Consider the following 25,441-nt stretch of genomic DNA (forward strand, 5'->3'; position numbering starts at 1 on the left):
CCGTGCCCGCCCAGAGGGTGCTCAGGAGATCGGCACCTCGTCGATCGTGCGGCGCGGGCCGGTGAACCAGTGCTTGGCCGACAGGCTCCACCACAACCAGATGCCGATCAGCACGACGCCGACCGCGATCGGCGCGTAGTTGACCGACGTCCAGGTGAAGTCCTTGTTGCCCGGGACGCCGGCCGGGGAGAACGGCATGACGAAGTAGATCGACACGATGACGATCTCGACGCAGGCGATCCAGCCCAGCACCCGGTACTTGCGGCCGAGCGTCCACGGGCCGGGACGGAAGGCGTCGCCCATGCGCAGGCGCAGCCAGATCGGGATGAGGAACGCCAGGTAGAGGCCGATGACCGCGATCGACACGACGGCGTAGAAGGCGACCGGGGTCGTCGAGCCGGCCGGGGCGTACAGGGCGGGCAGGGTGATCAGGGCGGCGATGAGGCAGCCGGCCAGGATCGCGTTGACCGGGGTGCGGTTGCGGTCCACCTTCGACCACAGCCGCCAGCCGGGCACCGCGCCGTCGCGCGAGAACGCGTACGTCATGCGCGACATCGAGGTCACGCAGCTCATCCCGCAGAAGAACTGGCCGATCGTGGAGATCGCGAAGATCGCGGTGGCCAGCGGGGAGGAGAGCGCGGTCTCGAAGATGGCGCCGACGAAGCCGGACTGCTTGTTGATCTCGTCCACGTTGGTCGCGGCGAACAGGAACGCCAGCAGCAGGATCCAGCCGCCGATCGCCGAGTAGAAGATCGACTGCCACAGGCCGCGGGCGGCCGTCCTGGCCGCGCCCTGCGTCTCCTCCGACACGTGGGCGCAGGCGTCGAACCCGGTGATCGTGTACTGGGTGAGCAGGAAGCCGAGCGGCAGCACGTACAGCCAGAAGGGCACGCCGCCGTCGCCGAAGCCGGAGTTGTTGATCGTGCCGCCGAACACGAAGCCGAGCGACTGGTGCTCGGACGGCGCGAACACCAGGATCGCCACGATGACGACCGCGCCCGCGACGTGCCACCACACGCTGATGTTCTGCAGCAGCGAGATGAGCCGGTGGCTGAAGATGTTGATGAGCGCGTGCAGGATGAGGATGATCACGAACAGCAGGAACGCCTGGGGGAGCGTCCCCTCCCACGCGCCGCCGGTCAGGCGGCTGATCGTGATGTTGAGGAACGTGGCGCAGCCGTAGTCGACCGACGCGGTGACCGCGATGAGGCCGATCAGGTTGAGCCAGCCGGTGAACCAGCCGTGGATCGGCTTGCCCATGGTGGCGGCCCACCAGTAGATGCCGCCCGCCGTCGGGAACGCCGAGACCAGCTCCGACATGCAGAAACCGATGATCAGGATGAACGCGGAGATCAGCGGCCAGCCCCACGAGATGGCGATGGGGCCGCCGTTGTTCCAGGCCTGCCCGAAGGTCGTGAAGCAGCCGGCGAGGATCGAGATGATGGAGAAGGAGATCGCGAAGTTGGAGAAGCCGCTCCAGGTCCGGGCCAGCTCCTGCTTGTAGCCGAGCTCGGCGAGTCGCCTGGAATCCTCTTCGAGTGACATGAGGTCTCCCTGGGGGGCGCGGAGGACGCTCTGTTTGGTCTAGGTCTAGACCATTTCTTCCCGAGGGACAAGGCGTGACAGATGAGTTTCGATGTGGTCAGGAGAGAGCGTGTCCGGCCGGGCCGATGTCGAGCACGACCTTGCCCGTGGCCGTGCGGTCGAGCTGGGCCGCGGCGGCCTCGTCCAGGCGGTCCCAGGGCACGCGGCGGCCGATCTCGACGGTCAGGTCGCCCGCGGCCACGAGGCCGAGCAGGAAGGCCAGGTCGGGGCCGGGGGAGCCGACGTCGCCGAACGAGTTCATCGAGCGGGCGGGGCCGAGGGAGAAGGTCGAGCCGGGCGGGAAGACGGCCGGCTGCCCGCCGGCCCAGCCGACGCTCTGGAGGCTGCCGCCCGGCTTGAGCAGGCCCCAGGCGGTCACCAGGGTCGGGCCGCCGACCAGCTCGATCACGACGTCCACGGGGGCCACGCCGTCCAGGGCGGTCACGACGTCCACGTCCGGGCCGAGGGCCTTGGCGCGGGCGGGGGAGCTCACCGAGGCGACGACGTGGGCCCCGGCCAGCCTGGCGAGCCGCACGGCCAGCGTCCCGACCGAGCCGGACGCCCCCGTCACGAGCACGCGCGATCCGAGGGAGACGCCGGCGGCGCGTAGTGAGCGCAGGGCGGACAGGCCGGACATCGGCAGGGCGGCGGCCACCGTCAGGTCCACCCCGTCGGGCACCACGGCGAGCGAGCCGGTGTCGAACGCCGCCCGCTCCGCCCACGCCCCCGCCCCGAACGCCGCCACCCGCGCGCCCTCGGCCGGGCCCGTGCCGTCGGCGGCGGGCCGCAGCACCACCCCCGCGGCGTCGTAGCCGAGCACGACGCCCTCCGGCAGGCGGTCCATGTGCCGCAACTCACTGAAGTTGACCGACGTCCGCCGCACCTCGACGAGTGCCTGCCCGGCCCCCGGAACGGGCTCGGGGACGTCGGCGAGCCGTCCCACGGCCCCGGGGCCGACCACCAGTGCGCGCATACGAGATCCTCCCGCCATCATGCGGACCGGCGGTCCGCTTCGTTGCCGGGATACTATGGGGACCGACAGTCCGCTTGCAAGGAGGGGCCTTGGTGCGATCAGACGCGACCCGCAACCGGGAGGCGATCCTGCGGGCCGCCGAAGAGCTCCTGGACGCCCACGGCGCCGAGCACATCTCGCTCGACCGGGTGGCCGCGGCGGCCGGGGTGGGCAAGGGCACGGTGTTCCGCCGCTTCGGCAGCAGGACCGGCCTGTTCCAGGAGCTGCTGGCCGAGCGCGCCGCCGCCCTGGCCGAGGCCATCGAGACGCCCGGCTCGCCGCTCGGGCCGGGGGCGCCGCCGCGGGAGCGGCTGCTCGCGTTCCTGGACGAGCTGGCCGGGCTGGCCGAGCGCAACCTGGCGCTGTTCGCCGCGCACGAACGGGCCTGCGCGGCCGACAAATACCGCGACCCCACCTATCTGCGGTGGCACGCCCACGTGACGGGGCTGGTCGCGGCGGCGGCGCCGGGGCTCGACGCCGAGTTCGCCGCCCACACGTTGCTGGCCTCCTTCGACGCCGACCTCGCCCGGCACGTGATGGCCGAGGGCGGCGCCGACCGGCTCAGGGCCTCGGTGCGCGGCGTCGCCGAGGCCCTCCTGCGCGCCTGACCCCACCAAGGGCCCGAGGCGGCCTCGGGCCGGGCTCGGGCCGGGCCGACGCGGCCGCGGGCCCGGCCTCGGGTCGTTTTGCCGGGCTAGGCCGAGAAGGCGTCCGTGGCGGCCTGGCAGAAGGCCTTGAGGTCGTCCGGTTTGCGGCTGGTGACCAGGGTGTTCGGGCCGTCCGTGCAGACCACGACCTCCTGGTCCTTCCAGGTCGCGCCGGCGTTGCGCAGGTCGGTCTGCAGGCTCGGCCAGGACGTGAGCGTACGCCCGCGCACGACGTCCGCCTCGACCAGCGTCCAGGGGGCGTGGCAGATGGCGGCCACCGGCTTGCCGGCGTCGAAGAAGGCGCGCGCGAACCGGACCGCCTGCGGCACCGTGCGCAGGAAGTCGGGGTTGGCGACGCCCCCGGGGAGCAGCAGGGCGTCGAAGTCGCCGGGGTCGGCGTCGTCCACCGTGGCGTCCACGGTGAAGGTGTCGGCCTTGTCCAGATGGTTGAACGCCTGGATCTTCCCGGAGGACGTGGAGACCAGCTTGGGCGTGCCGCCCGCCTGCTTGACCGCCTTCCACGGCTCGGTGAGCTCCACCTGCTCGACCCCTTCGGGAGCGACCAGGAACGCGATGGTCTTGCCGTTCGACATGACTGTCCCTTCGTTTTCGCCTCCCCTATCCGGACACCGGGGAAGTATGCACTCCCTACCCTGGGGGGGTATATAGTGGGCCGCGAAGCCTAGAGAAGAGGAGTTCGGGCATGGTGATCACCGCGTACCAGGTCGAGGGCATGACCTGTGGCCACTGCGTCAGCTCGGTGCGGGCCGAGGTCGGCAAGGTCGACGGGGTCCAGGCCGTCGAGGTCGACCTCGCGGCCAAGGAGATGGTCGTGACCAGCAGCGCGCCGATCGACCAGGCCGTCATCGAGTCGGCCGTCGTCGAGGCCGGCTACGAGCTGGGCGGCGGCCGCGAGCTGCTGCCGCAGGCCGGGTCGTGCTGCGGCTCGGGCGGCTGCCACTGACCCCTCAGGGGGATCGGCGCCGGGCCCACAGGGTGTGCGCGGCGCACGCGGCGGCCGCGCCGACGGCGTACCAGAGCAGGTCGGGCGGGTTGAAGGTGCTGCCCAGCAGCGGCCGCAGGACTGCCGGGATCTCACCGAGCTGGGCGAACTCGATCGCCCAGCTCAGCCCGCCCGACACCGTCGCGGCGACCCACGGCCGCACCCGCGGCAGCGCCAGCACGACGAGCGCGTAGATCAGTACGGTGTAGAGCGCGTCACCGGCGTATTTGGGCACGGGCCCGTCCCACAACACCCGGACGCCGAGCCCGGCCACGACGGTCGCGACGGCGGCGAGGAGAACGGGCAGGCGGGGCACCCGATCACGGTAGTGCCAAGCCTACTGAAAATTTACACCGCAAAAGGAAACGAGAATGAAACAATTTTCCGCGACTCGTTGACACGCGGTCTCCGTATGGTGTGCCTTCATCTACACAGGAATCCCCCGCCTGAAGGTGAGGCATCATGAGGAAATGGTTCGCACGCCTGGCTGTGCTGGGCGTCGCGCTGTTAGTGGCCGGCCAAGGCGCCACGGCGGCCCAGGCCCAGGAACCTGCGGCGGGGAAGAAGATCCTACGCGTCGGCGCCACCCAGGCGATGGACTCCATGAACCCGTTCCTGGCGGTCCGGCTGGTCTCCACCGCGATCCAGCGCACGATGTACGGCTTCCTCACCGTCCCTGACTCCAAGACGCTCCAGCCCAGCCCCGATCTCGCCGAGTCGTGGACGACGTCCGACGACGGGCTCACCTGGACGTTCAAGATCCGTAACACCAAGTGGTCCGACGGCCAGCCGGTCACGGCCGAGGACGCCGCCTGGACGTTCAACAAGATGATGACGGACGAGGCGGCCAAGACGGCCAACGGCCCCGCCGTGGAGAACTTCGAGAGCGTCACCGCCAACGGCCAGGACCTGGTCATCAAGACCAAGGCCCCGCAGGCGTCCATGCTGGAGAACCCGGTCCCGATCATGCCCAAGCATGTGTGGGAGAAGGTCACCGACATGGCCAACTACGACGCGGAGACGTACCCGACCGTGGGCAGCGGCCCGTTCATCGCGGTCGAGCAGAAGAAGGACCAGTACGTCAAGCTGCAGGCCAACCCCAACTACTGGCGGGGCAAGCCGAAGATCGACGAGCTCCAGTTCATCTTCTATGACAACCCGCAGGCCGCCATCGCCGGGCTCAAGAAGGGCGACATCGACCTGCTCGGCCGCATGACGCCGCCGGAGTTCCAGGCCATCCAGAACGACCCGAACATCGAGGCGTGGAACACCCAGGGCCGCCGGGCCGCGTACCTGCAGATCAACCACGGCGCCACGACCACCGACAACAAGCCCATCGGCGACGGCCACCCGGCGCTGAAGGACCCGAAGGTGCGCCAGGCGCTGCACTTCGCCATCGACAAGCAGAAGCTGGTCGACGAGGTCCAGAGCGGCCTGGCCAAGCCCGCCGACGGCTCGATCATCCCGCCCATGTACAAGGACTTCTTCTGGGAGGCCACGGGCGAGAAGAAGGTCACCTTCGACGTGGCCAAGGCGAACAAGATCCTCGACGACGCCGGCTACAAGAAGGGCGCCGACGGCGTCCGGACGATGCCCGACGGCAAGCGCAAGCTGGAGTTCCGCTTCAGCATCCACACCGACACGCCGATCGAGGACAAGCTCGCCGAGTACCTGACCGGCTTCTGGAAGGAGATCGGCATCACGCTGACCACCCAGAAGCTCGACTCCAGCAAGTTCACCGAGGAGACCGGCGTCACGGCGCTGTTCGACATCGCGATCAGTGGCTGGTCGGTCAACCCCGACCCCGAGGAGATCCTGGCCACCCACCTGTGCAGCCGCAGGCCGGCGCCGGGCGGCGAGGGCGGCGGCACCGAGTCGTTCTACTGCGACCCGACCTTCGAGAAGCTCTACCAGGAGCAGCTCAAGGAGCTCGACCGGCCCAAGCGCGCCGAGCTCATCAAGCAGATGGAGGAGCGGCTCTACACCGACGCCCCCGTCATCGCGATCTACTACCCCAACGACCTTGAGGGGTACCGCAAGGACCGGATCACCAGCATCACCCCGATCCCCGAGGACAAGGGCCTGCTGTACGGCGGCAGCGGCTACTGGCCGTTCTACACGGCCGACGTCAAGGCGTCCGCGGCGGGCGGCTCCGGCGCGGGCGGCGACTCCGGCTCCAACACCGGTCTCATCGTCGGCGTGGTCGGCGGCGTGGTCGTCATCGGCCTCGTGGCCTTCTTCCTGACCAGGCGGCGCAAGAGCGTCGCGGACGAGCGCGAATGACCACACCGCTCGAAGCAGCAGAGCCCGCCGCCGTCCAGGCGGCGGGCCCTGGTGAGGACAGCCCCGCCCGCCGCGGCACGCTGAAGTACGCGTTGTCGAAGGTCGGCGGGGCGCTGTTCAGCATCGCCGCGGTGATCGTCGGGACGTTCTTCGTCTTCCGCCTGCTGCCCGGCGATCCGGTGCGGAACCTGGCGCAGGGCCGCAACATGACCCCGGCGCAGCTCGACATGGAACGTCACCGGCTCGGTCTCGACAAGCCGGTGATCGATCAGTTCTTCGACTTCGTCGGCAAGACGCTCAGGCTCGACCTGGGCACGTCGTACGAGTACAAGCGGCCGGTGCTCGACCTCATCGGCGAGCGCATCGGCCCGACGCTGCTGCTGGCCGGGACCGGTCTGGTCATCGCGGTCAGCCTGGGCATCTGGCAGGGCACCAGGGCCGGATGGCGGCGGGGGAGCCGGTTCGACCGCTTCTCCACCGGTCTGTCGCTGGTGTTGTGGTCGGTGCCGACGTTCTGGCTCGGCCTGCTGCTGATGATGGTGCTGGGCGTGGGCATCGGCCCGATCCCCGGCATCCTGCCCTTCCGCGGCATCGAGAGCGTCGACGCGCCCGACGGGTTCGCCTACGTGCTCGACGTGGCCTCGCACATGGTGCTGCCGTGCCTGACCCTGGTGGCGGTGATCTACGCCCAGTACCTGCTGGTCATGCGGTCGTCGTTGCTGGAGGAGGTCAGCCAGGACTACGTCACGGTGGCCCGCGCCAAGGGCCTGCGCGACGACGAGGTACGCCGCCGCCACGCGGTGCCCAACGCCCTGCTGCCCACGGTGACGCTGGTCTTCATGCGCATCGGCTTCGTGGTCGGCGGCGCGGTCACCGTGGAGACGATCTACACCTGGCCGGGCCTCGGGCAGCTGTTCTACCGGGCGGTCCGGGTCCCCGACTTCACGCTCATGCAGGGCACGTTCATGCTCATCACTGTGGCCGTGATCCTCATGAACACGCTGGCCGACCTGCTCTACCACGTTCTCGACCCGAGGGTGAGGTCGGCATGACGAGTGTCGCTGCCACGCGCAGGCGGCAGGCGCTGACCAACTTCTGGACCGACTTCCGCAGGCACCGCGCCGGGGTGGCCGGGATGGTCGTCCTGCTGGTGGCCGTGGTGCTCGCGCTGGTCGCGCCGCTGTTCATCGACGAGGGCGTGACGAGCGTCATCGACGCGCCGGGCGAGAAGTTCCAAGCCCCTGGCCTGGACTTCCCCTTCGGCACCGACGAGTCGGGCCGGTCGATCCTGCTGATGATCTGGTGGGGCTCGCGCGCCTCGCTGCTCATCGGCTTCCTCGCCGCCCTGCTCAGCATCGTGATCGGCATGGTCATCGGCATCGCCGCCGGGCACTTCGGCGGCTGGCTCGGCGGCGCGCTGATGCGGGTCACCGACTGGTTCCTGGTGCTGCCCTCGCTGGTGACCGCGCTGGTGCTGGCGGCCATCCTCGGCGGCAGCACGTTCACCATCATCATGGCGATCGGGGTCACCACCTGGCCGTCCACCGCCCGGCTGATCAGGGCGCAGACCTTCGCCGTCGAGGCCCGGCCCTACATCGAACGCTCCAAGGCGCTCGGCGGCGGCCACTGGCACATCACCACCCGGCACGTGCTGCCCAACGTGGCGCCGCTGCTGCTGGCCAGCACGACGCTGGAGGTGGCCAGCGCGATCGTCACCGAGTCCACGCTGGCCTTCCTCGGCGCCAGCGCGAACAAGACGTCGTGGGGCACCATGCTGCGCGGCTCCTACGACTACGGCGCGGCCAACGAGGGCGCGTGGTGGTACATCATCCTCCCCGGTCTGGCCATCCTCGTGGTCGTCATGGCGTTCACCCTCGTCGGACGGGCGCTGGAGGCCGTGCTGAACCCAAGGCTCAGGAGGGCGGCATGAGTCTCCTCGAACTGGACGACCTGTCGGTGACCTACCGCATCGCGTCGGGCGAGGTGCCCGCGGTGCGCGGCGTGTCGCTGACCCTCGACCCCGGAGCGGCGCTCGGAGTCGCCGGCGAGTCGGGATCCGGCAAGTCGACGCTGGCCATGGCGCTGCTCAGGCTCCTGCCCAAGAGCACGCGCGTCGGCGGCCGGATCCTGCTCGACGGCGACGACGTCCTCACCATGAAGTGGGGACGCATGCGGGCCGTGCGCTGGGCCGAGGCCTCGATCGTGTTCCAGGGCGCGCAGCACGGCCTCAACCCCGTGCGCCGGATCGGCGAGCAGATCGCCGAACCGCTGCTCGTGCACGGCCTGGCCAAGCCGGACGGCGCCCGCAAGCGCGTCGGCGAGCTGCTCGAACAGGTCGGCCTGCCCGCCTGGCGGGCCCGCAGCTACCCGCACGAGCTGTCCGGCGGACAGCGGCAGCGCGTGATGATCGCGATGGCGCTGGCCTGCTCGCCCCGCCTGATCATCGCCGACGAGCCCACCACCGCGCTCGACGTGATGGTCCAGGCGCAGGTCCTGACGCTGATCAAGGAGCTGATCGCCGAGCACGGCATCTCCCTGATCATGATCTCGCACGACCTGTCGGTCCTGGCCGACGTCTGCGACCAGCTCGCGGTCATGTACGCCGGCCGGGTGGTCGAGCACGGCCCGTCCCGCGAGGTGTTCCACGACGCCCGCCACCCCTACAGCCGGGCGCTGGCGGCCGCGTTCCCCACCGTGGGCGACCCGGTCTCGCGGCTGGCCCCCAAGGGGCTCGGCGGCGACCCGCCGGACCCGATGCAGCTCCCGACCGGCTGCGCGTTCCACCCGCGCTGCCCGGTCGCGCTGGACGAATGCGCGGGCCTCGACGTCGAGCTGTGGCCCGCCGGTCCCCGCCACGCCGCGGCCTGCGTGCACGTACGCTCCAAGGAGGAGGTCGAGGCTTCATGACCGAGACGCAGACCGCGGCCGAGACCGTCTCGACGGGCAAGGGCGCGCTGCTGGAGGCCCGTGACCTGCACGTCGCGTTCTCCTCGCGGGGCCGCAGCGCCCGCGCCGTCGACGGCGTCAACCTGGCGATCGGCCAGGGCGAGATCGTGGCCTTGGTCGGCGAGTCGGGCTGCGGCAAGACCACGCTGGCCCGCACGCTGCTCGGCCTCGAACGCCCCACGTCCGGCGAGGTCCGCTACGACGGCAACGCGCTGAACTACGGCTCCAAGGCGCTCCGGTCCTACCGCCGCCAGGTCCAGCTCGTCCTGCAGGACCCGATGGGCTCGCTCAACCCCCGCCAGACCGTCTACGAGGCGGTCGCCGAGGGGCCGCGCATCCACGGCCTGCCCGACGAGGAGGAGATCGTGGCCTCGGCCCTGTCCAGGGCCGGGCTGCGACCGCCCGAGCGGTTCTTCCTGCGCTACCCGCACGAGCTGTCCGGCGGACAGCGGCAGCGCGTCGTGATCGCCGGCGCGCTCGCCCTCGACCCGAAGGTGCTGATCGCCGACGAGCCCGTGGCCTCGCTCGACGCCTCCGTGCGCGGCGAGATCCTGGCGCTGATGCTCAAGCTCAAGACCGACCTCGGCCTGTCGGCCCTGGTCGTCACCCATGACCTTGGCCTGGCCTGGAACATCGCCGACCGGGTCGCGGTCATGTACCTGGGGCGGATCGTCGAGTCGGGGCCGGTGGAGCAGGTGCTGACGGCGCCGCGGCATCCGTACACGCAGGCGCTGATGTCGGTGTTGCCGGAGTCGCCCGAGCGGATCGTGCTGTCCGGCGAGCCGCCGGACCCGACCAGGGTGCCGGGTGGCTGCCGGTTCCATCCCCGCTGCCACGTGCTGGCCTCCGGCCGCGCGGCGGAGGCGGGCGTGGACGCGGCCTGCCGGTCGCAGGCGCTGAGCATCCTGCCCGCGGTCCCCGACGCCCAGGCCGCCTGCCACTACGCGGCGGTCACCGGGTAGCTCACCCGCGGAACGCGTCGGCGTGCTCGCGCGCCCACTCGGCGAAGTCACGCGCGTCCCGGCCGGTGATCTCCCGGACGGTCGGGACGACCGTGTAGCCGACCTCCGGCGTGTTGCCCAGCGCGCCGACCAGGAACTCGATGGTCTGCTCGCCCATGCCGTCGGCGCGCCACTTGGCCCGCGCCTCGTCCACGGTGAGCTCGACGAAGCCGACGTCCCTGCCGACGGCCTCGGCCAGGACGGCGACCTTCTCCCGCAGGGTGATCGCGCGGGGGCCGGTCAGCACGTACGTCCGGCCGCCGTGGCCGCCCTCGGTCAGGACCTTCGCGGCCACCGCGGCGATGTCCCGCTCGTGCACCAGGGCGCTCAGCCGGTCGCCGAACGGCTCCTTGATGACGCCTTCCGTCCTGATCGTGTGCGCCCACCACTGGAGCGTGTTGGCCATGAACTCGACCGGGTGGAGCAGCGTCCACTCCAGGTCGGTGGCGGCGAGCGCCTGCTCCAGCTCGCCGTCCTCGCGGCCGCCGAGCACGGTGACCCGGCGCACGCCCGCCTTGACGGCCAGCTCGGCGAGCCCGGCGCCGTCGGGCAGCGGGGCGTAGTCGTCGCCGGCGAAGTTGATGAAGTGCGCCCCGGTGACGCCCTCGAAGGCGGCGGCCAGGGAGGCCGGTTCGGCGAGATCGCCGCCGACGACCTCGACGCCCTCGGGAAGGGCGGCCTTGGCGGGGTTCCTGGTCAGTGCGCGGACCTTCTGGCCGGCCTGGAGGAGCTCCTCGACGACGAGGCGGCCGACGGTCCCGGTGGCACCGGTGACGAGGATGGTCATGTGAACCCCACTTCTTTCGGAACGGAACGTTCTGCTCTTACTGTAGCAGAACGGAACACTTCATTCCGAGTAGTTCTTGAGCCGGATCGCCACGGCCGCCCGGTGGATCGCCCCGGCGATCCGCTCGACGACCTTCTCCTTGCCCGGCAGGTACGGCAGCAGCCTGAGCATCCTGAGCTGGAACCACAGCGCCAGCCGTGAGCCCATCACCATGCCCCTGACGTTCACCGGGCCCAGCTCCTGGTTGACCCGGACGAACTCCCGCATCTCCCGCTCGTAGCCCGCCGCGCCGCCGCCCCCGGCCAGCTCGCCCGCCAGCACGTACGCGCCCACGATCGCCAGGCTCGTGCCCTGTCCGGAGGCCGGCGAGGCGCAGTAGGCGGCGTCCCCGAGCAGCACGACCCGGCCCTTCGACCAGCTGTCCATGTGCACCTGGCTGACCGAGTCGAAGTAGAAGTCGTCGGCGTCGCGCACCGCGCCGAGCAGCGCCGGCACCTCCCACTCGACCCCCGCCATGGCCTCGGCCAGCAGGTCCTTCTGGCGGGCGGTGTCGCGGTGGTCGTAGGACAGCGGCTGGGAGGCCCACATGAACAGCGCCTTGGCGGCGTCGTCCTGGCGGGTGCTGTAGACGTTGGCGGTGCGGCCGGGGGCGGCGTGCACGGCCTCCTCGCGGTCCAGGCCCAGGGTGTTGGGGACGGTGGAGATCGAGACGTAGTAGCCCAGGTCGCGGACGAACTGGGCGTCCTGTCCGAACACGATCCTGCGGATGTTGGAGCGCATGCCGTCCGCGCCGACGATCAGGTCGAACCGGCGGGGCGCGGCATGCTCGAAGGTGACCAGGCCGTCGTCGGAGACGGCGGTGACGGAGTCGCCGAAGAGGTATTCGGCGTCGTCGCGGGTGAGGTCGTACAGGAGCTCGTTGAGGTCGCCGCGCATGATCTCGACGTCGTCGCCCGCGCGCCCGCCGAACAGGTCGGCGTCCATGGTGGCCACCCGGCGGCCCTTGCGGTCGTAGTGGGTGGCGACGCGCATGCCGGTGCTGCGGGCGGTGACCGCGTCCAGCAGGCCCATGCGCTCGATCACGTCGAGGGCGGCGCCGCGGATGTCGACCTTGTAGCCGCCGGTGCGGACGGCCGGAGCGCGCTCGACGACGGTGACGGTGCAGCCGTGGCGGCGCAGCCAGTAGGCCAGCGAGGTGCCGGCGATGCTCGCGCCGGAGATCAGGACGTTCTTCATGCCGAGAACAGTACATCCGTCTCAGACGCTTGTCTAGGACGATGTTTTCAGACGTTCGTGTTAACGTCTGGGCATGGGAAACAGGGAAGACCTGCTGGCCGGGGCGAAGCGTTGCCTGATCGAGAAGGGCTACTCGCGTACCACCGCGCGCGACATCGCGACCGCGTCGGGCGTGAGCCTCGCGGGCATCGGCTACCACTTCAAGTCCAAGGACGCGCTGATGAACGAGGCGCTGTTCGAGGTGATGCAGGAATGGGGCGACGACCTGGCGCGGACGCTCGTCGCCGACGCCGAGGAGGGCGCCTCACCGCTGGAGCGCTTCGAGGCGGCGTGGGACCGGGTGGTGGAGTCGTTCGACCGGCTGCGGCCGCTCTGGATCACCCAGCTTGAGCTGCTCGGGCAGATCGATCACGTGCCGGAGCTGCGCGAGCAGCTCGTCCCGGCGATCAACGGCGCGCGGCTGGGGCTCGCCGAGCTGTTCCAGGACGTGCGGGCGGAGACGGACCCCGAACGGGCCCGGCTGGTGGGCTCGCTCTACCAGGCCATGCTGACGGGGTTCCTGGCGCAGTGGCTGCTCGACCCGGACAGCGCGTTGTCCGGGCGCGAGGTGGCCGAGGCCCTGCGCCTGGTGGTCGGGGCGTGAAACGGGCTGGGGGCTAGAAGGCGCTTATCGTGGCGGGGGCGCGTTCGGCCCTGCTGAGGGTGCGGATGACGGCGGTCGCGCCGTGCCGGTGCACCGCCAGGCGGGCCAGCAGCTCCACGACCGGCTCGTTGATCGACGGCGGCAGCTCCGGCGTCTCGACGCCCACGCTGGCGGCCAGGTCGTCGGAGTGCACGACCAGCTCCATCACCCTGGTGAGCAGGAAGTCGTCGAGCCGCAGCGACCAGCCGGTCCACGGCAGCCGCACGACCCGGTCCGCCGGCTCGGCGGGCAGCTCGGCCAGCAGCCGGTCCAGCAGCGCCTGCGTGCGCTCGACGAGCGCGGCGTGCCCGTCCGCGGCGGCCGCCTGGCCGCCCACCCGGACGCTGACGTTGCTCTCGTGGTCGAGGCCGGCCTGCACCCACGGCGACCTCGTGTAGTGCTCGATGAGCGGGATCGGCGCCCCGGGCTGCTCGCCGGAGTCGAGCACGTCGACGACCCGGACGATCTGGTGGGCCAGGTGCCCGGCCAGGCCCGCGACGCTGAACTCGGTCAGCGCGCTGGGCTTGTCCCACGCCGCCCGCACGGCCGGGTCACGCAGCAGCGACATCGCCGACGCCGCGGCCACCAGATAGGACTGCCTGATCTCCCCCATATGCCGCCCTTTCCCCGGTTCAGGTGGTAACTCGGGGCCAAGACTATCCCTCGGCGATCCGCGGAGGGCCGCCGTCCTGCCCACTGAGACGGGGGCGGGCTCAGCTCTCGCCGGGGCCCTCCGCCAGCACCTTCCCGATGGCCGACCGGACGAAGGCGCGGGTCAGCCTGCCCCTTCTGAAGCGGCTCAGCACCGGGCGCGGCGTGCCGTACCGGCGGGCGCGCACGTCGGCCAGGACGGCCTCCGGCGCGCCCATCCCGGCCAGCACGTCCAGGGCCTCCCGCTTGGTGATCAACCGGCCCTCCCGCAGCGTGACCGAGGCTCTGGCGACGGTCAGCAGGCCGAGGTCCACCCAGACGTCCCGCAGCCAGCGCCGCCGCCCTCGGGTCTTGTCCAGCCAGAACTCGCGCAGGTCCGTACGGACGAAGTCGGCCAGCACGGCGTCGGATACGGCCGGCAGGAGTTCGGCGGGCGGCGGCCCGTGCAGCACGAGCGGGGCCGTGTGCAGCTCGCGGCGGGTCACCGCCGTCACCGGACGGCGGAAGATCTCCTCGTGGGCCCACGTCACGTGCTCGACCCGCGGGTCCGCCAGCTCCTCCAGCGGCAGGTAGGAGCAGTGGAGGAGGTCGGCGAGCGGCAGGTCGAGCCCGCGGTGCAGCCCCTTGATCCGGCGCCACTGCTCCATCGTGACCGGTGTCTCGACCACCGCGATCAGGTCGAGGTCGCTGCGCCCCGGCTGGTAGTCGCCGGCGCCCAGCGAGCCGTGCGCCCACAGTGACACCAGGGGCACGATCTCGCCCACGCCGTCTCGGAACCGCCGGAGCAGGACGTCTGTGGCCGCATGCATGATGTCCACTATGATCCATTCCCGGCCGTCCCGGAAGATCACCGGGGCGGGCCGTCAGGACGTGCTGAACAGAGCGCTCACCGACTCGCCGTCGTGGATCCGGCGCATGGCCTCGGCCAGTGCCGGCGCGATCGACAACACGGTCAGCTTGTCACTCGGCTTGGGCGGCGGCACGGTGTTCGTGCAGACGATCTCCATGACCTCGGGGAACGCGCTCAGCCGCTCGATCGCCCCGCCCGCGAACAGCCCGTGCGTGCACGCCACCCGGACGGAGTTGACGCCCTGCTCACGCAGCCGGCCCAGCAGCTCGATGACCGTGCTGCCCTTGGCGATCTCGTCGTCCAGGATGATCACGTCCTTGCCGGCGACCTCGCCGATGACCGAGCTGATCACCACGCGGTCGTCGGCGAAGCGCTGCTTGGCGCCCATCGCGACGCCCGTGCCGAGCAGCCGGGCGAAGTGCGCGGCCTCCTTGGCGTTGCCCAGGTCGGGGGAGACGACGACGGCGTTCGACAGGTCGTGGCGGCGGAAGTGCGCGGCCAGCTCGCGCAGCGCGTGCAGGTGGTCGACCGGCACGCTGAAGAAGCCGTGCACCTGCGGCGAGTGCAGCGTCATGGCCAGCACCCGGTTCGCGCCCGCGGCCACCATCAGGTCGGCGACCAGGCGCGCGCCGATGGAGATGCGTGGCGCGTCCTTCTTGTCTGATCTGGCGTAGGCGTAATGCGGCAGCACCACGGTCGTCCTGGCCGCGGACGCGCCGCGCGCCGCGTCGATCATGAGCAGCAGCTCGACCAGGTTCTCCTGCGTCGGCGGTACCAGGGGCTGGATGAGGAACACGTCGCGCTCGCGGCAGTTGGCCTGGAGCTGCACCTCAAGCGCGTCGTTGGCGAAGCGGGCGACCTTGACGGGGTGGAGCGGGGTTCCGAGATGGGAGCAGATCTCCTCGGCCAGCTCGGGGTGGGCGCTGCCACTGAAAACCGTGATGTCTCGCACGATTCCCAAAGGATAGCCTCACGGGCTCACGTAGTGGTGGAGCAGGGCGGGTTCGCCCGCGGCGTTGAGCCATCGAGCGCGGGTGCTGCCGACGCGGCGCCAGCCCAGCCGCTCGTAGAGCGCGACGGCCGCCCGGCCCTCGTCGGAGACCTCCAGGACGACGGGCGTTCCTGCGGCCTTCCGCACGGTGTCCAGCAGCACGGGAGCCAGCCCGCGGCCCCGGGCGGCGGGCACCACGAAGAGCCGGGTGACCTGCGGGCCCTCGTCGGTGCCGGCCAGGCCCACGTGGCCGAGCACCTGGCCCTCCTCGACCGCCACCCAGGCGCGCAGGAGGTCGCCCGGAGTCAGCCAGCCCTGCGGGTCGGCCGGCCAGTCGACGGGGTAGCGGTCGGCGGCGTGCACCAGGGCCAGGGCGTCGGCGCAGGCGTCCAGGTCGGCCGGCGTCCGGAGGCGGACGCCCATGCCGCCGGTCGTCACGTCAGCGCCTCGATCGTGAGCGCGTCGAGGTCGGGCAGGACCTGCCAGGCGAGAGCGAGGGCGTCGTCGTCGGGCGGGTAGCCGGGATGCGGCACGGCGATCACCCGCATGCCGGCCGCGTGCGCCGAACGCAGCCCGTTGCTGGAGTCCTCGACCGCCACGCAGTCCTTCGGGTAGATCTCCAGCCGCCGGGCGGCCTCAAGGTAGCCGTCGGGGGCGGGCTTGCCGCGCGCGACCTCCTCCGTGGAGACCGTCGTCACGAAGTACTCGCGCAGCTCGGCCGCGTCCAGCACCACGTCGATCAGCCGCCGCGGCGACGAGCTGGCCAGGCCGAGGGTGAAGTGCCCGGCCAGCCGGCGCACGGCCTCGCGGGCGCCCGGCAGCAGCGGCACGCCGTCCTGGTAGCGCTCGGCCATCTGGTCGACCACGCCCTCGGCGATCTCGTCGGGCGTCAGGCGCACCCCCAGCTCGTGCAGGTAGGCCGCCCACTCGCCGGTGCTCATGCCCATCAGCCTGGACTGCGTGTCGGGCTGCCAGGTGCCGCCGTGGTCGGCGACGAAGGCGCGCCGCACCTGCTCCCAGACGGGTTCGGAGTCGACGAGCACGCCGTCGAGGTCGAACACGCACGCTTCCATGACCACCCCCGATGAGATCAGCCTGGAACCACCCAATCACACCGTCCGAGTCGCTACGCCGCCGCTCCCTGTCCTTATTGCCCGAGTTTCATGCTATTGGGGCTGGTTGTTGAGCTACGAGCGTCCATTCAGGGGCATGCGAGCAGACATGGCAGACCTTCCATTTCATGACACGGGCGACTTCGAGGACGCCGATCGCGGCTTCATCGCGAAGTTGACCCCCGCCGTGGTCAAGTCGAGAAGCGGCGAGGTCGTCTGGGACAACGACTCCTACGCCTTTCTCAACGCCGAATGCCCCGAAACCGCTCATCCCAGCCTGTGGCGGCAGAGCCAGCTCTGCGCCAAACAGGGCCTGTACGAGGTCGCCGACGGCATCTACCAGGTACGCGGCCTGGACCTGTCGAACATGACCCTGGTCGAGGGCGACGTCGGCGTCATCGTCATCGACCCGCTGGTCTCCACCGAGTGCGCCGCCGCCGCGCTCGCGCTCTACCGCCGCCACCGCGGCGACCGGCCGGTCACCGGCGTCGTCTACACCCACAGCCACGTCGACCACTTCGGCGGCGTGCGCGGCGTCACCGACGGCAACGTGCCGATCCTGGCCCCCGCCGGCTTCATGGACCACGCGGTCTCCGAGAACGTCTACGCCGGCCCCGCCATGAACCGCCGCGCCGGCTACATGTTCGGCCTGGCCCTGCCGCACGCCCCGGACGGCCAGATCGGCTGCGGTCTCGGCATGACGTCCTCGACCGGCACCACGTCCCTCATCCCGCCCACCGTGGACGTCAGCCGCACCGGCCAGGAGGAGATCGTGGACGGGGTGCGGATCGTCTTCCAGCTCACCCCCGGCACCGAGGCCCCCGCCGAGATGAACTTCCTCTTCCCCGACCGCGACGCCCTGTGCCTGGCCGAGAACGCCACCCACAACCTGCACAACATCCTCACGCTGCGCGGCGCCCAGGTGCGCGACGCCCGCGTCTGGGCCCGCTATCTGTCGGAGACCCTCACGCTGCTCGCCGACCGGGCCGAGGTCGCCTTCGCCTCCCACCACTGGCCGACCTGGGGAAAGAGCAACATCGTCCGGTTCCTCCAGGAACAGCGAGACCTGTACGCCTACCTGCACGACCAGACCCTGCGCCTGCTCAACAAGGGACTGACCGGCGCCGAGATCGCCGAGCAGATGCGGGTGCCGCCCGCGCTGGAACAGGTCTGGCACACCCACGGCTACTACGGCTCGGTCAGCCACAACGTCAAGGCCGTCTACCAGCGCTACCTCGGCTGGTACGACGGCAACCCCGCCCACCTGTGGGAGCACCCGCCCAGGGAGAGCGCGATCCGGTACGTCGAGTGCATGGGCGGCGGCGCGGCCGTCGTGGCCTTCGCCCGCCGCTACATCGAGGAGAACGACCTGCGCTTCGCCGTCCAGCTGCTCAACCACGCCGTCTTCGCCGACGAGGGCAACAAGGCGGCCAGGGACCTGCTGGCCGAGGTCTACACCCGGCTCGGCCAGGGCGCGGAGAACGGGACGTGGCGCAACTCGTACCTGACGGGGGCCATGGAGCTGACCGACGGCATCGCCCCCACCCGCGTCACCACCACCTCGCCCGACCTGCTCGCGGCCCTGACCGTGGAGCAGATCTTCGACTCCCTCGCCATCCGCGTGGACGGCCCCAAGGCCTGGCACGAGAGCCTGTCGATCGACTGGCACCTGACGGACCTGGGGGAGCTGTACCGCACCACGCTGTCCAACGGCGTGCTCGTCCAGCGGCTGAACCCGCCGGAGGAGCCCGTGGACCTCACGCTCCGCCTCACCAGGGCCCAGCTGCTCGGCCTGCTGGCCGGCAAGGGCGTGGAGGGGGTGGAGCGGGAGGGCGACATCACGGCGCTGCAGCGGCTGGTCGCCGTGCTCGACTCACCGGCCCGCGACTTCGCCATCGTCACCCCCTGAGCCGCCGACTCCACTCCGCGACTCCACTCCGCGCGCCATCGACCCACGAGCGTCTGTCCCCGTGAGTCACTGAACCCCGGCGCCCTCAGCCGGGCACGCCGCGCGTCGGTCCCGCCCATGCGGCCCTCGGGGCACACGGGCGTCGCGGACCGGCTCTCAGAGTTTGTACAGCTTGTTGAACGGCGTCGTGATCCGTTCCTGCCGGGATCCGAAGTCGACCAGTACGGCGACGTCGTCCTCCACACCGATGACGACACCGAGGCCGAATCGGTCGTGGCTCACCCGGTCGTGCATGTCGAACTGCTCCGCGGGTGGCGCCGGAGGCGGCGGTTTGAAGGGACTTGTGGGCAGGTGACGACGAGAATCGCCGCTGGCTCGCTTCATCTCCTCCAGTATGCGCCCACCGGGTGAATACTTTGTGGCGTTCACACCTGTATGGACTCGGCGCGTGAGCGCGGGACCGTCGTCGTGGGCAGCCGTACGAACCGCAGGAAGGCCGGCAGCAGCCACGGACGCCGCCCCCAGACCGCCACCTTGCCCGTGAGCGCGGCCCGCGCCCTGGACATCCGGCCGAACAGCAACAGGTTCAGCGCCGCCGGGTCGAACCGCACGTGCGCGTCCACCTGCGGCCCCATCTCGGCCACCGACACCCGCCCGCGGTCCAGCGCCAGCGCCGCCGGCGCGGTGTGCGCGGAGTGGAACCCGACGGTGATCCGCCGGGGCGGGGCGGGCGTCCCGGTGTCCATCAGGCGTCCGTAGTCGTTCCTGATCATCCCGATGAGGAACAGGTCGAAGAACAGCCCGGCGTCCCGCGCGGGCACCGACCAGGGGGTACGGGTCGCGCGGGCGATGTCCCAGCCGTGCAGCAGCAGCTCGTTCAGCAGGTGGGCCAGCACGCCCGCGACGGGCACCCGCGCGTCGCCCAGCCACGGGACCGGCGTCGCCGGATCGGCCTCCGCGCCGGCGCGCAGGATCTCCCGGACGTCGCCGCGCAGCCGCTCGGCCAGGGCGACCGGGTCCCGCTCGGGGAAGTGCTCGAACGCCAGCTCGTTCAGGGCGCTCACCGTGTCGACGTTCGCGCCGAGTATCGGCTCGGCGAGCTCCGGGAAGGGCGTGGTCACGTCGCCGCGCACCACGCAGGTGTAGAGCGAGGCGATCGCGGTGACGTGGGCCGCGGTCTCGGCGACGGTCCACTCCCGGGTCGCCATGGCGTGGGGATCGACGATGGAGACCAGCTTCGCGAACCGGTCGGTGGCCGCCTTGAGCGAGCCGCGCACCGAGGCCCATTTGCCGTACGTGATGAGCTCGTCCATGTTCTCTCCAGAGGTCCACGATCACGCTAACCCGGGTGACCTGGGCGGTCTTCTCCGGAAATGCTCCTCTGGGGCCGTCGTGGGACCGTCCCGGGCGAAAAGCGGTGGCGTCGCAGGACGCGGTGGCAGTTCACTTTCAGCACCCATCCTGATCAGAGGGAGCCTCATGATCGTTATCTCGGCGGCGTCGGGCGCGCTCGGCCGTCTCGTCATCGACCGGCTGCGCACCAGGGCGGACGTCGTCGCCGCCGTGCGCGATCCCGCCCGCGCGCCCGAGGGCGTCCCGGTGCGGCGGGGCGACTACGACGATCCGGCGAGCCTGCGCACGGCGTTCGAGGGCGCCGCCCGCCTGCTCCTGATCTCCTCGCCGGAGCTCGACCCCGGCCGCCGGATCGGCCACCACCTGGCCGCCCTCGCGGCCGCCGCGGACGTGGGCGTCGGCGCCGTCGTCTACACCAGCTTCCTGGACGCCGACACCGTCGCCACCGGCATGACCGAGGCCCACCACGCCACCGAGCAGGCCCTCCTGCGCAGCGGCCTGCCGTGCACGATCCTGCGCCACCCGTTCTACAGCGACGCGTTCGTCCCCCGGGTCTCGGGCGGTGAGCTGACCGGGAGCGGCGGAGGGCGCGGCCTGAACACCGCGTTCCGGTCCGACCTGGCCGAGGCGGCGGCCAACGTGCTGACCGGCGACGGCCACGAGGGCCGCGCCTACGACTTCACCGGGCCGCTGTGGACCCACCCGGAGGTGGCGCGGGCGCTGGGCGTGCCCTACCGCGAGGTCCCCGACGCCGCCCCCGGCCCGATGGCCTGGCTGAACGCCCGGATCCGCGCCGGCGCCCTGGAGAGACAGACCCCCGACCTGGAGAACATCCTCGGCCACCCCGCCCGCACGATGCTCTCCCACCTCCACGCCACCCTCTGACCGCCCTACCTGCGACTGCGCGACATCACCACGGCGATCCAGACGATGGTGGGCAGCAGAATCAGGAACACGACGACTCCGACACCGATGGCCATGCTCGCGTCGGAAAAGTGCTGAGACGGCAGATCATCCTCCATCCGGCGATGCTATCGATCGCCGCCGGCCCGCCAAGCGCTCGTGCGCGGGGCCCGTGTTGACAGCCGGCTGTTAAAAGTGTTGATCATCTTGAGTTCGGCGGGGTAGCGTCAGCCCTCGGCGGCGATCGTATGTTCGAAAAGCCGTTACCCCCCGAGCAGAGTGGAGAGGGCCAGATGAAGACAACGCTGGGCGTGTTGGCCACCGGCCTCCTGGTTTCCGGCCTCATGGCCGCGCCCGCCGCCGGATCGGTCGCCACGGCGAGCTACCCGTTGACGGTCACGCAGACGTCCGCTGTCGAGGTGGCCGCGTTCTGGCTGGGCAACGGCGGCGCCAACCTGGCGAACGCCACCCCCTACGCCGTCCAGACCGACATCGACAAGGTCATTCTCAGCGGTTCGGCCGTTGCCGACGGCAAGCCCGGCACCGTCCCGCCCGTGCTCCCGCCCGACGGTGCGGGAAGCGCCGGCAAGGGGCCCGTCAGCTCGGGCAAGGTGTTCTTCGTCGGCGCCGACGGCCTGCCGCACTGGTGCACCGGCACCGCCGTGCAGTCGCAGTACCGCAACGTCGTGGCCACCGCCGGCCACTGCGCCTACGAACAGCAGTACGGCGGGGGGCTCGGCAAGTGGGTCTTCGTCCCCGGATACTCCGCCGGCGCCGCTCCGTCCGGCCTCTACGTCGGAAAGCAGCTCTTCACCCACTTCGACTTCCCCGCGTACGGCGACTACGACCGCGACTACGCCTTCGTCACCGTCTACAACGGCGTCACCTCCTCTCCCACGGGCGAGCTGACCGACACCGGCAGGCTGGTCGACCAGGTCGGCGGACAGGGCCTGGCCTGGAACCAGCCGCTCGACTCCTCGGTGGACGTCTTCGGCTTCCCGGCCGGCGTCCACCCGGACGGCTCCCACCCGCAGCCGGGCGACACCCTGGAAACCTTCTCGGGACGCACGTCCGCCGCCCAGGCGCCCAGCCTGAAGGCCGAGGAACTCGCCGCCGTCGATTCCCCGTTCCCCGGTGAGGGCTCCCTCGGCTCGTCCTGGCTGCTGCGCTACGACAAGACCAGGCGCGTGGGCCACCTCAACGCGATCACCATCAGCGTCGCCGACACCGACGGCGACCTGCGCTACGACAAGAGCTTCTCGCCGTACTTCGACGGCGAACTGCGCGAGGTCTACTCCGACGCGGTCACCCAGTGGAGCGGCTCCATCATCCTGCCGTAGGAGAAACGCCCGGGCCCTGCCGATCCGCGGGGCCCGGTGGCGGCGAAAGCGGGCTGCGGGATACTGCGATGTGCATCCTGAAGAGCAAGCCCACGAGCTGGCGAGCCGCGTCCACGTGGCTCTGCGGGACGGCGGCCTCGACGCCCGGACCGTCCTCGAACTGGCCTCCCTGCTGGAGGAATGGGGCCTGAGCACTGCGACCACGCGGGAGCTCCTGGAGTCCTCCGCTGCCCGGCTGAACGGTGCCGACCTGGCCCGTCTGGGGGAGGGCCTTCTCGACGACATCGACTTCCGGCCGGGCTTCACCCTCGATCCCCAGCTGTGGGCGACGCTGGAGCAGGCGCTGAAGATCGTGGAACGCGACGTCCGAGCAGGCGGGATCACCGGCCCGCTGCGCCTGATCACCGACCCGTCGCGCGGCCGTCACGACGCGCAGGTGGAGTTCGAGGGTTCCTACCACGGCAACGGGATCCCGCCGGAAGCGGGCAGCGACGCACAGACAGCGCTGCTGTCTCTCGCCGAGGCGGTCCAGGAGACCGTCATGGAACTCACCTGGACGGTGTGGCCCGTCTGTCCCGTGCACGATCGTGGGCTGCACGTCGGAGGGCCGGACCGCGGGCCGGTCTGGTGGTGCGCCGTCGATGGAGGGCATGTCGTCGCCCTGGTCGGCGAACTGTCCTGAGTACGACGGGCCGGGGACGCCGTCCTGCTCGCCGGTGAGTTGCGGGGGCTTGTGTGTAGGGTCGGGGGCCGTGGGTGGTGACTGGCGGGGGGACAGGGTCGGCAGTGCGTTGGCGGGCCGGAACCCCACGGTGCTCAGGCGGCTGGACGCCGGCTTCGCCGTGATCGGTGACACGCAGTTCCTGCCGGGATACTCGGTTCTCCTGACGGACGAGCCCGGCGTGCAGCGGCTGTCCGACCTGCCCCGGGCCAGGCGGATGGCCTTCCTGTCGGACATGGAGCTGCTCGGCGAGGCGGTCGAGCGGGCCTGCGGCGCGCTGGACCCGGCGTTCCGGCGGGTCAACCTGGAGATCCTCGGCAACACCGACCCGTTCCTGCACGCTCACGTCTGGCCGCGGTACGAGTGGGAACCGGACCACCTGGCCGGCCGGCCGGTGTGGCTGTATCCGCCCGACAGCTGGACCGACCGGCGATTCGCCCTCGGCCCGCGGCACGACCCGGTGCGTGCGGAGATCGACCGGCGACTCGGTGTGCTGTACGCGGCCCACGGGGCTCAGGGCAGCGCCGGCGGCTGAAGCGGGGCCCCGGGACCGGCCAGACCTATTCCCAGGCGTGCGGAAGGGCGGCGGTGAGGAGCTTCAGGAGCTCGGGGGCCAGGGCGGGGCTCGTCGCGATGGTCGCCCGGGAGGCCATGTCGTGGGGGCTGCCGTCGAGGTCGACCACCAGGGCTCCGGCCTCGCGGGCGATGACGACGCCCGCCGCGGTGTCCCACGGGTTGTTGCTGAGCATGACGCTCGCGTCGACCTTGCCGTCGGCCACCCACACGAGGTCGATCGCCGCTGAGCCGAGCATCCTGACGCGCTGGACTCGCGCGGCCAGTTCCTGGGTCAGGGCGAAGCGGGGACGGTTGCGTTCCGCCGCGTCCGCGCCCACCGCGTAGTCGCCCAGGGCGACGACGGCGTCCTGAAGTTCCGCGGCGCCGCTGACCTGGACGGGCGAGCCGTTGGCCGTCGCCCCGGCGCCTTGGGCGGCCGAGTAGCGGACGCCGAGGAACGGCAGGCCGACGACGCCGAGCAGCGGCACGTCCCCGTCGACCAGGCCCAGGGAGACCCCGCACAGCGGGATGCCGTGCAGGAAGTTGGCCGTGCCGTCCACGGGGTCGAGCACCCAGGTCAGGCCCTGGCCCGGCCGGCTCGCGCCCTCCTCCTCGCCGAGGAAGCCCAGCTCGGGCGTCTCCTTCGAGAGGAACTCGCGTACGGCGTGCTCGACGGCGTAATCGACCTCGGTGGCCATGTCGCGGTCGCCCTTGGCGGTGACGACGCCGGGCGCCCGGGTCGTGATGATCTCGCCGGCGATCGACGCGGCCCGCTCGGCGACGGGCAGCAGCGTCCGGACGTCGATGGTCATGCGGGCCGTCCTAGGGCAGTTCGGGACGCGTCAGGGCCTTGGCGAACGGCTCTCCGGTGGCCCGCGCGTGCGCCATCCGCGCGCGGGCCGCGCCGAGCGTGCGCGGCCGGTAGCCGGGCCCGCCGCAACAACTCTTGTGGAAGCCGACGCCCGCGTGCAGCAGCAGCGACAGCACCCGCCAGGCCGCGGTGTCGCGCCGCCGGGGAGCCGCGAAGGCGGAGCCCACGTGGATCAGCGGCTCGCCGCACCGCGGGCACGACCGGCCCCGGTCGCCGGGCAGCGGGTAGGGCTGCTTGTACGAGGCCCGGCACGGCAGGCAGACGAACGACGTCTTCGCATGACCCATGCGCCCAGCCTAGCCCCCGTGACCGGCCGGACGCCGGGCCCGGCCGGGTCGTGAACGGCCGGCCACGGCTCCTGACGCCAGGAGCCGCGACCGGCCGGAGTCCCGCCGACCCTCCCCCCATCCAGCAGAGCGACCGCAGAGGGAAGGGCATGGCCCGGCGGGGGTGCGGGGGCTAGTTCTCCTCGTACGGGGCGGGCGGCCGGAGCAGGTCGCAGCCCTCGAAGACCTGCTTCTCGGCGGCCGAGCCGGGCTTGACCTGCTCGAACCCGGCCGGCATCTCCTCACCCTTGGTGACGGGCTGCCAGACGCCGCCCTTGCGCAGACACTGCGCCCACGCGGCGAACTTGGCGTCCTCCTCCGGCGTGGCCGGTTCGGAGCCGCCGAGCAGCGCCGAGTCCCACTCCTTGCACGCCTTCATGGCGGCGTCGAGCTTGGCCTGGGTGACCTTGGTGACGGCGCTGGTGTCGAGGTCCTGCCCCTTGACCGGGTCCGGGATGTCGATCCCGTTCTCCCGCATGCATCCGGCGAACTTCACCGCGGTCTCGTGCCAGGTCGGTTTGCCGGAGTCGGGCGCGGGGCTGGACGAGCTGGCGAGGCTCTGCGTCCCGCACGCCGCGCTCAGGGCGAGGACGGGCAGGGCGACCAGGACGGCGAGACGCCGCTTGCTGATCAACACGGTTTCCTCCAATGGATTCGGCTGGCGGTCAACACCGTGGC

30 protein-coding genes are annotated in these 25,441 nt (G+C 71.2%); 13 read left to right on the top strand and 17 right to left on the bottom strand.

Annotated features, from left to right (window positions below):
- Positions 1–21 precede the first annotated feature (21 nt).
- Both ACWCSD_RS04205 and ACWCSD_RS04210 read right to left on the bottom strand, forming a co-directional pair.
- Complete coding sequence (locus tag ACWCSD_RS04205; RefSeq protein WP_449912998.1) at positions 22–1,545, bottom strand: amino acid permease; 1,524 nt, start codon at positions 1,543–1,545, stop codon at positions 22–24.
- 97 nt (positions 1,546–1,642) lie between these two features.
- Complete coding sequence (locus ACWCSD_RS04210; RefSeq protein ID WP_449913000.1) at positions 1,643–2,557, bottom strand: zinc-binding dehydrogenase; 915 nt, start codon at positions 2,555–2,557, stop codon at positions 1,643–1,645.
- A 92-nt stretch (positions 2,558–2,649) separates the two neighbouring features.
- Between ACWCSD_RS04210 and ACWCSD_RS04215 the strand changes: the two genes are divergently transcribed.
- On the top strand, positions 2,650–3,204 hold the full coding sequence (locus ACWCSD_RS04215) for a TetR/AcrR family transcriptional regulator (protein ID WP_387679880.1): 555 nt from the start codon (positions 2,650–2,652) through the stop codon (positions 3,202–3,204).
- Positions 3,205–3,290: 86 nt separating this feature from the next.
- On the opposite strand, the gene ACWCSD_RS04220 is transcribed toward ACWCSD_RS04215, so the two are convergent.
- On the bottom strand, positions 3,291–3,836 hold the full coding sequence (locus tag ACWCSD_RS04220) for a type 1 glutamine amidotransferase domain-containing protein (protein WP_397154283.1): 546 nt from the start codon (positions 3,834–3,836) through the stop codon (positions 3,291–3,293).
- Between the two features lie 110 nt (positions 3,837–3,946).
- Between ACWCSD_RS04220 and ACWCSD_RS04225 the strand changes: the two genes are divergently transcribed.
- Positions 3,947–4,207: a heavy-metal-associated domain-containing protein gene (locus ACWCSD_RS04225; RefSeq protein WP_352325934.1), complete on the top strand. Its 261-nt coding sequence runs from the start codon at positions 3,947–3,949 to the stop codon at positions 4,205–4,207.
- A 4-nt stretch (positions 4,208–4,211) separates the two neighbouring features.
- Here ACWCSD_RS04225 and ACWCSD_RS04230 read toward each other — a convergent pair whose 3' ends face one another.
- Positions 4,212–4,562: a ribosomal maturation YjgA family protein gene (locus ACWCSD_RS04230; protein ID WP_387679680.1), complete on the bottom strand. Its 351-nt coding sequence runs from the start codon at positions 4,560–4,562 to the stop codon at positions 4,212–4,214.
- Positions 4,563–4,708: 146 nt separating this feature from the next.
- Between ACWCSD_RS04230 and ACWCSD_RS04235 the strand changes: the two genes are divergently transcribed.
- Genes ACWCSD_RS04235 through ACWCSD_RS04255 form a run of 5 tightly spaced genes read left to right on the top strand, consistent with a single transcriptional unit; the run spans position 4,709 to position 10,437 of the window.
- Positions 4,709–6,529 (top strand): ABC transporter substrate-binding protein, encoded by a 1,821-nt coding sequence (locus tag ACWCSD_RS04235; RefSeq protein ID WP_449913001.1) that lies wholly within the window; start codon positions 4,709–4,711, stop codon positions 6,527–6,529.
- On the top strand, positions 6,526–7,581 hold the full coding sequence (locus tag ACWCSD_RS04240; protein WP_449913002.1) for an ABC transporter permease: 1,056 nt from the start codon (positions 6,526–6,528) through the stop codon (positions 7,579–7,581). The genes ACWCSD_RS04235 and ACWCSD_RS04240 overlap by 4 nt, the downstream gene beginning before the upstream one ends.
- On the top strand, positions 7,578–8,459 hold the full coding sequence (locus tag ACWCSD_RS04245) for an ABC transporter permease (protein ID WP_397154276.1): 882 nt from the start codon (positions 7,578–7,580) through the stop codon (positions 8,457–8,459). The genes ACWCSD_RS04240 and ACWCSD_RS04245 overlap by 4 nt, the downstream gene beginning before the upstream one ends.
- Positions 8,456–9,436, top strand: a complete 981-nt coding sequence (locus ACWCSD_RS04250; protein ID WP_387679670.1) for an ABC transporter ATP-binding protein — start codon at positions 8,456–8,458, stop codon at positions 9,434–9,436. Before ACWCSD_RS04245 ends, ACWCSD_RS04250 begins: the two co-directional genes overlap by 4 nt.
- Positions 9,433–10,437: an ABC transporter ATP-binding protein gene (locus ACWCSD_RS04255; protein ID WP_358289613.1), complete on the top strand. Its 1,005-nt coding sequence runs from the start codon at positions 9,433–9,435 to the stop codon at positions 10,435–10,437. Before ACWCSD_RS04250 ends, ACWCSD_RS04255 begins: the two co-directional genes overlap by 4 nt.
- A gap of 1 nt (position 10,438) precedes the next feature.
- Here the strand turns inward: ACWCSD_RS04255 and ACWCSD_RS04260 are convergent, their stop codons facing one another.
- Positions 10,439–11,263, bottom strand: coding sequence for an NmrA family NAD(P)-binding protein (locus tag ACWCSD_RS04260; RefSeq protein WP_449913004.1), 825 nt, complete (start codon positions 11,261–11,263; stop codon positions 10,439–10,441).
- A 60-nt stretch (positions 11,264–11,323) separates the two neighbouring features.
- A complete protein-coding gene (locus tag ACWCSD_RS04265) occupies positions 11,324–12,499 on the bottom strand; it encodes an FAD-dependent monooxygenase (RefSeq protein WP_397154271.1) in 1,176 nt (391 codons plus the stop codon).
- Between the two features lie 73 nt (positions 12,500–12,572).
- On the opposite strand from ACWCSD_RS04265, the gene ACWCSD_RS04270 reads away from it, so the two are divergent.
- On the top strand, positions 12,573–13,142 hold the full coding sequence (locus ACWCSD_RS04270; protein WP_449913005.1) for a TetR/AcrR family transcriptional regulator: 570 nt from the start codon (positions 12,573–12,575) through the stop codon (positions 13,140–13,142).
- 13 nt (positions 13,143–13,155) lie between these two features.
- On the opposite strand, the gene ACWCSD_RS04275 is transcribed toward ACWCSD_RS04270, so the two are convergent.
- From ACWCSD_RS04275 to ACWCSD_RS04295, 5 genes are all read right to left on the bottom strand, one after another.
- Positions 13,156–13,794, bottom strand: coding sequence for a maleylpyruvate isomerase N-terminal domain-containing protein (locus ACWCSD_RS04275; RefSeq protein ID WP_449913007.1), 639 nt, complete (start codon positions 13,792–13,794; stop codon positions 13,156–13,158).
- Positions 13,795–13,894: 100 nt separating this feature from the next.
- Positions 13,895–14,641, bottom strand: a complete 747-nt coding sequence (locus tag ACWCSD_RS04280) for a nucleotidyltransferase domain-containing protein (RefSeq protein ID WP_449913009.1) — start codon at positions 14,639–14,641, stop codon at positions 13,895–13,897.
- 54 nt (positions 14,642–14,695) lie between these two features.
- Positions 14,696–15,634 carry a ribose-phosphate diphosphokinase gene (locus ACWCSD_RS04285; protein WP_387679652.1) on the bottom strand — a complete coding sequence of 313 codons (939 nt, stop codon included), beginning with the start codon at positions 15,632–15,634 and terminating at the stop codon, positions 14,696–14,698.
- Positions 15,635–15,652: 18 nt separating this feature from the next.
- On the bottom strand, positions 15,653–16,111 hold the full coding sequence (locus tag ACWCSD_RS04290) for a GNAT family N-acetyltransferase (protein WP_397154263.1): 459 nt from the start codon (positions 16,109–16,111) through the stop codon (positions 15,653–15,655).
- Entirely contained in the window at positions 16,108–16,734 is a 627-nt protein-coding gene (locus tag ACWCSD_RS04295; protein ID WP_449913012.1) for an HAD family hydrolase, read from the bottom strand. The genes ACWCSD_RS04290 and ACWCSD_RS04295 overlap by 4 nt, the downstream gene beginning before the upstream one ends.
- 160 nt (positions 16,735–16,894) lie before the next feature.
- On the opposite strand from ACWCSD_RS04295, the gene ACWCSD_RS04300 reads away from it, so the two are divergent.
- Positions 16,895–18,694 carry an alkyl/aryl-sulfatase gene (locus ACWCSD_RS04300; protein WP_352355665.1) on the top strand — a complete coding sequence of 600 codons (1,800 nt, stop codon included), beginning with the start codon at positions 16,895–16,897 and terminating at the stop codon, positions 18,692–18,694.
- A 156-nt stretch (positions 18,695–18,850) separates the two neighbouring features.
- On the opposite strand, the gene ACWCSD_RS04305 is transcribed toward ACWCSD_RS04300, so the two are convergent.
- Entirely contained in the window at positions 18,851–19,078 is a 228-nt protein-coding gene (locus ACWCSD_RS04305) for a hypothetical protein (RefSeq protein WP_352327393.1), read from the bottom strand.
- Between the two features lie 41 nt (positions 19,079–19,119).
- A complete protein-coding gene (locus tag ACWCSD_RS04310; protein WP_449913013.1) occupies positions 19,120–20,007 on the bottom strand; it encodes a maleylpyruvate isomerase N-terminal domain-containing protein in 888 nt (295 codons plus the stop codon).
- A gap of 166 nt (positions 20,008–20,173) precedes the next feature.
- Here ACWCSD_RS04310 and ACWCSD_RS04315 point away from each other — a divergent pair, with 166 nt between their 5' ends.
- Positions 20,174–20,932: an NAD(P)H-binding protein gene (locus ACWCSD_RS04315; protein WP_397154257.1), complete on the top strand. Its 759-nt coding sequence runs from the start codon at positions 20,174–20,176 to the stop codon at positions 20,930–20,932.
- A 5-nt stretch (positions 20,933–20,937) separates the two neighbouring features.
- On the opposite strand, the gene ACWCSD_RS04320 is transcribed toward ACWCSD_RS04315, so the two are convergent.
- Positions 20,938–21,069, bottom strand: a complete 132-nt coding sequence (locus tag ACWCSD_RS04320) for a hypothetical protein (protein WP_387679639.1) — start codon at positions 21,067–21,069, stop codon at positions 20,938–20,940.
- A 174-nt stretch (positions 21,070–21,243) separates the two neighbouring features.
- Between ACWCSD_RS04320 and ACWCSD_RS04325 the strand changes: the two genes are divergently transcribed.
- From ACWCSD_RS04325 to ACWCSD_RS04335, 3 genes are all read left to right on the top strand, one after another.
- Complete coding sequence (locus tag ACWCSD_RS04325) at positions 21,244–22,290, top strand: trypsin-like serine peptidase (protein ID WP_449913015.1); 1,047 nt, start codon at positions 21,244–21,246, stop codon at positions 22,288–22,290.
- Between the two features lie 70 nt (positions 22,291–22,360).
- Entirely contained in the window at positions 22,361–22,972 is a 612-nt protein-coding gene (locus ACWCSD_RS04330) for a hypothetical protein (protein ID WP_449913017.1), read from the top strand.
- 109 nt (positions 22,973–23,081) lie between these two features.
- Positions 23,082–23,546: an HIT family protein gene (locus tag ACWCSD_RS04335; protein WP_449913018.1), complete on the top strand. Its 465-nt coding sequence runs from the start codon at positions 23,082–23,084 to the stop codon at positions 23,544–23,546.
- 25 nt (positions 23,547–23,571) lie between these two features.
- Here the strand turns inward: ACWCSD_RS04335 and ACWCSD_RS04340 are convergent, their stop codons facing one another.
- The 3 genes from ACWCSD_RS04340 to ACWCSD_RS04350 form a co-directional block, all read right to left on the bottom strand.
- A complete protein-coding gene (locus ACWCSD_RS04340; protein ID WP_449913020.1) occupies positions 23,572–24,378 on the bottom strand; it encodes an inositol monophosphatase family protein in 807 nt (268 codons plus the stop codon).
- 10 nt (positions 24,379–24,388) lie between these two features.
- Positions 24,389–24,724: a hypothetical protein gene (locus ACWCSD_RS04345; RefSeq protein WP_397154249.1), complete on the bottom strand. Its 336-nt coding sequence runs from the start codon at positions 24,722–24,724 to the stop codon at positions 24,389–24,391.
- A gap of 172 nt (positions 24,725–24,896) precedes the next feature.
- Complete coding sequence (locus ACWCSD_RS04350; RefSeq protein WP_449913021.1) at positions 24,897–25,400, bottom strand: hypothetical protein; 504 nt, start codon at positions 25,398–25,400, stop codon at positions 24,897–24,899.
- Positions 25,401–25,441 lie beyond the last annotated feature (41 nt).

The sequence above is a fragment of the Nonomuraea sp. NPDC001684 genome, assembly GCF_053596515.1.

Coding starts and splice junctions, on each gene's coding strand:
- ACWCSD_RS04205 (WP_449912998.1), bottom strand. CDS start 1,545: ATGTCACTCGAAGAGGATTCCAGGCGACTCGCCGAGCTCGGCTACAAG.
- ACWCSD_RS04210 (WP_449913000.1), bottom strand. CDS start 2,557: ATGCGCGCACTGGTGGTCGGCCCCGGGGCCGTGGGACGGCTCGCCGAC.
- ACWCSD_RS04220 (WP_397154283.1), bottom strand. CDS start 3,836: ATGTCGAACGGCAAGACCATCGCGTTCCTGGTCGCTCCCGAAGGGGTC.
- ACWCSD_RS04225 (WP_352325934.1), top strand. CDS start 3,947: ATGGTGATCACCGCGTACCAGGTCGAGGGCATGACCTGTGGCCACTGC.
- ACWCSD_RS04235 (WP_449913001.1), top strand. CDS start 4,709: ATGAGGAAATGGTTCGCACGCCTGGCTGTGCTGGGCGTCGCGCTGTTA.
- ACWCSD_RS04240 (WP_449913002.1), top strand. CDS start 6,526: ATGACCACACCGCTCGAAGCAGCAGAGCCCGCCGCCGTCCAGGCGGCG.
- ACWCSD_RS04245 (WP_397154276.1), top strand. CDS start 7,578: ATGACGAGTGTCGCTGCCACGCGCAGGCGGCAGGCGCTGACCAACTTC.
- ACWCSD_RS04250 (WP_387679670.1), top strand. CDS start 8,456: ATGAGTCTCCTCGAACTGGACGACCTGTCGGTGACCTACCGCATCGCG.
- ACWCSD_RS04255 (WP_358289613.1), top strand. CDS start 9,433: ATGACCGAGACGCAGACCGCGGCCGAGACCGTCTCGACGGGCAAGGGC.
- ACWCSD_RS04260 (WP_449913004.1), bottom strand. CDS start 11,263: ATGACCATCCTCGTCACCGGTGCCACCGGGACCGTCGGCCGCCTCGTC.
- ACWCSD_RS04265 (WP_397154271.1), bottom strand. CDS start 12,499: ATGAAGAACGTCCTGATCTCCGGCGCGAGCATCGCCGGCACCTCGCTG.
- ACWCSD_RS04270 (WP_449913005.1), top strand. CDS start 12,573: ATGGGAAACAGGGAAGACCTGCTGGCCGGGGCGAAGCGTTGCCTGATC.
- ACWCSD_RS04275 (WP_449913007.1), bottom strand. CDS start 13,794: ATGGGGGAGATCAGGCAGTCCTATCTGGTGGCCGCGGCGTCGGCGATG.
- ACWCSD_RS04280 (WP_449913009.1), bottom strand. CDS start 14,641: ATGCATGCGGCCACAGACGTCCTGCTCCGGCGGTTCCGAGACGGCGTG.
- ACWCSD_RS04300 (WP_352355665.1), top strand. CDS start 16,895: ATGGCAGACCTTCCATTTCATGACACGGGCGACTTCGAGGACGCCGAT.
- ACWCSD_RS04305 (WP_352327393.1), bottom strand. CDS start 19,078: ATGAAGCGAGCCAGCGGCGATTCTCGTCGTCACCTGCCCACAAGTCCC.
- ACWCSD_RS04310 (WP_449913013.1), bottom strand. CDS start 20,007: ATGGACGAGCTCATCACGTACGGCAAATGGGCCTCGGTGCGCGGCTCG.
- ACWCSD_RS04315 (WP_397154257.1), top strand. CDS start 20,174: ATGATCGTTATCTCGGCGGCGTCGGGCGCGCTCGGCCGTCTCGTCATC.
- ACWCSD_RS04320 (WP_387679639.1), bottom strand. CDS start 21,069: ATGGAGGATGATCTGCCGTCTCAGCACTTTTCCGACGCGAGCATGGCC.
- ACWCSD_RS04325 (WP_449913015.1), top strand. CDS start 21,244: ATGAAGACAACGCTGGGCGTGTTGGCCACCGGCCTCCTGGTTTCCGGC.
- ACWCSD_RS04340 (WP_449913020.1), bottom strand. CDS start 24,378: ATGACCATCGACGTCCGGACGCTGCTGCCCGTCGCCGAGCGGGCCGCG.
- ACWCSD_RS04345 (WP_397154249.1), bottom strand. CDS start 24,724: ATGGGTCATGCGAAGACGTCGTTCGTCTGCCTGCCGTGCCGGGCCTCG.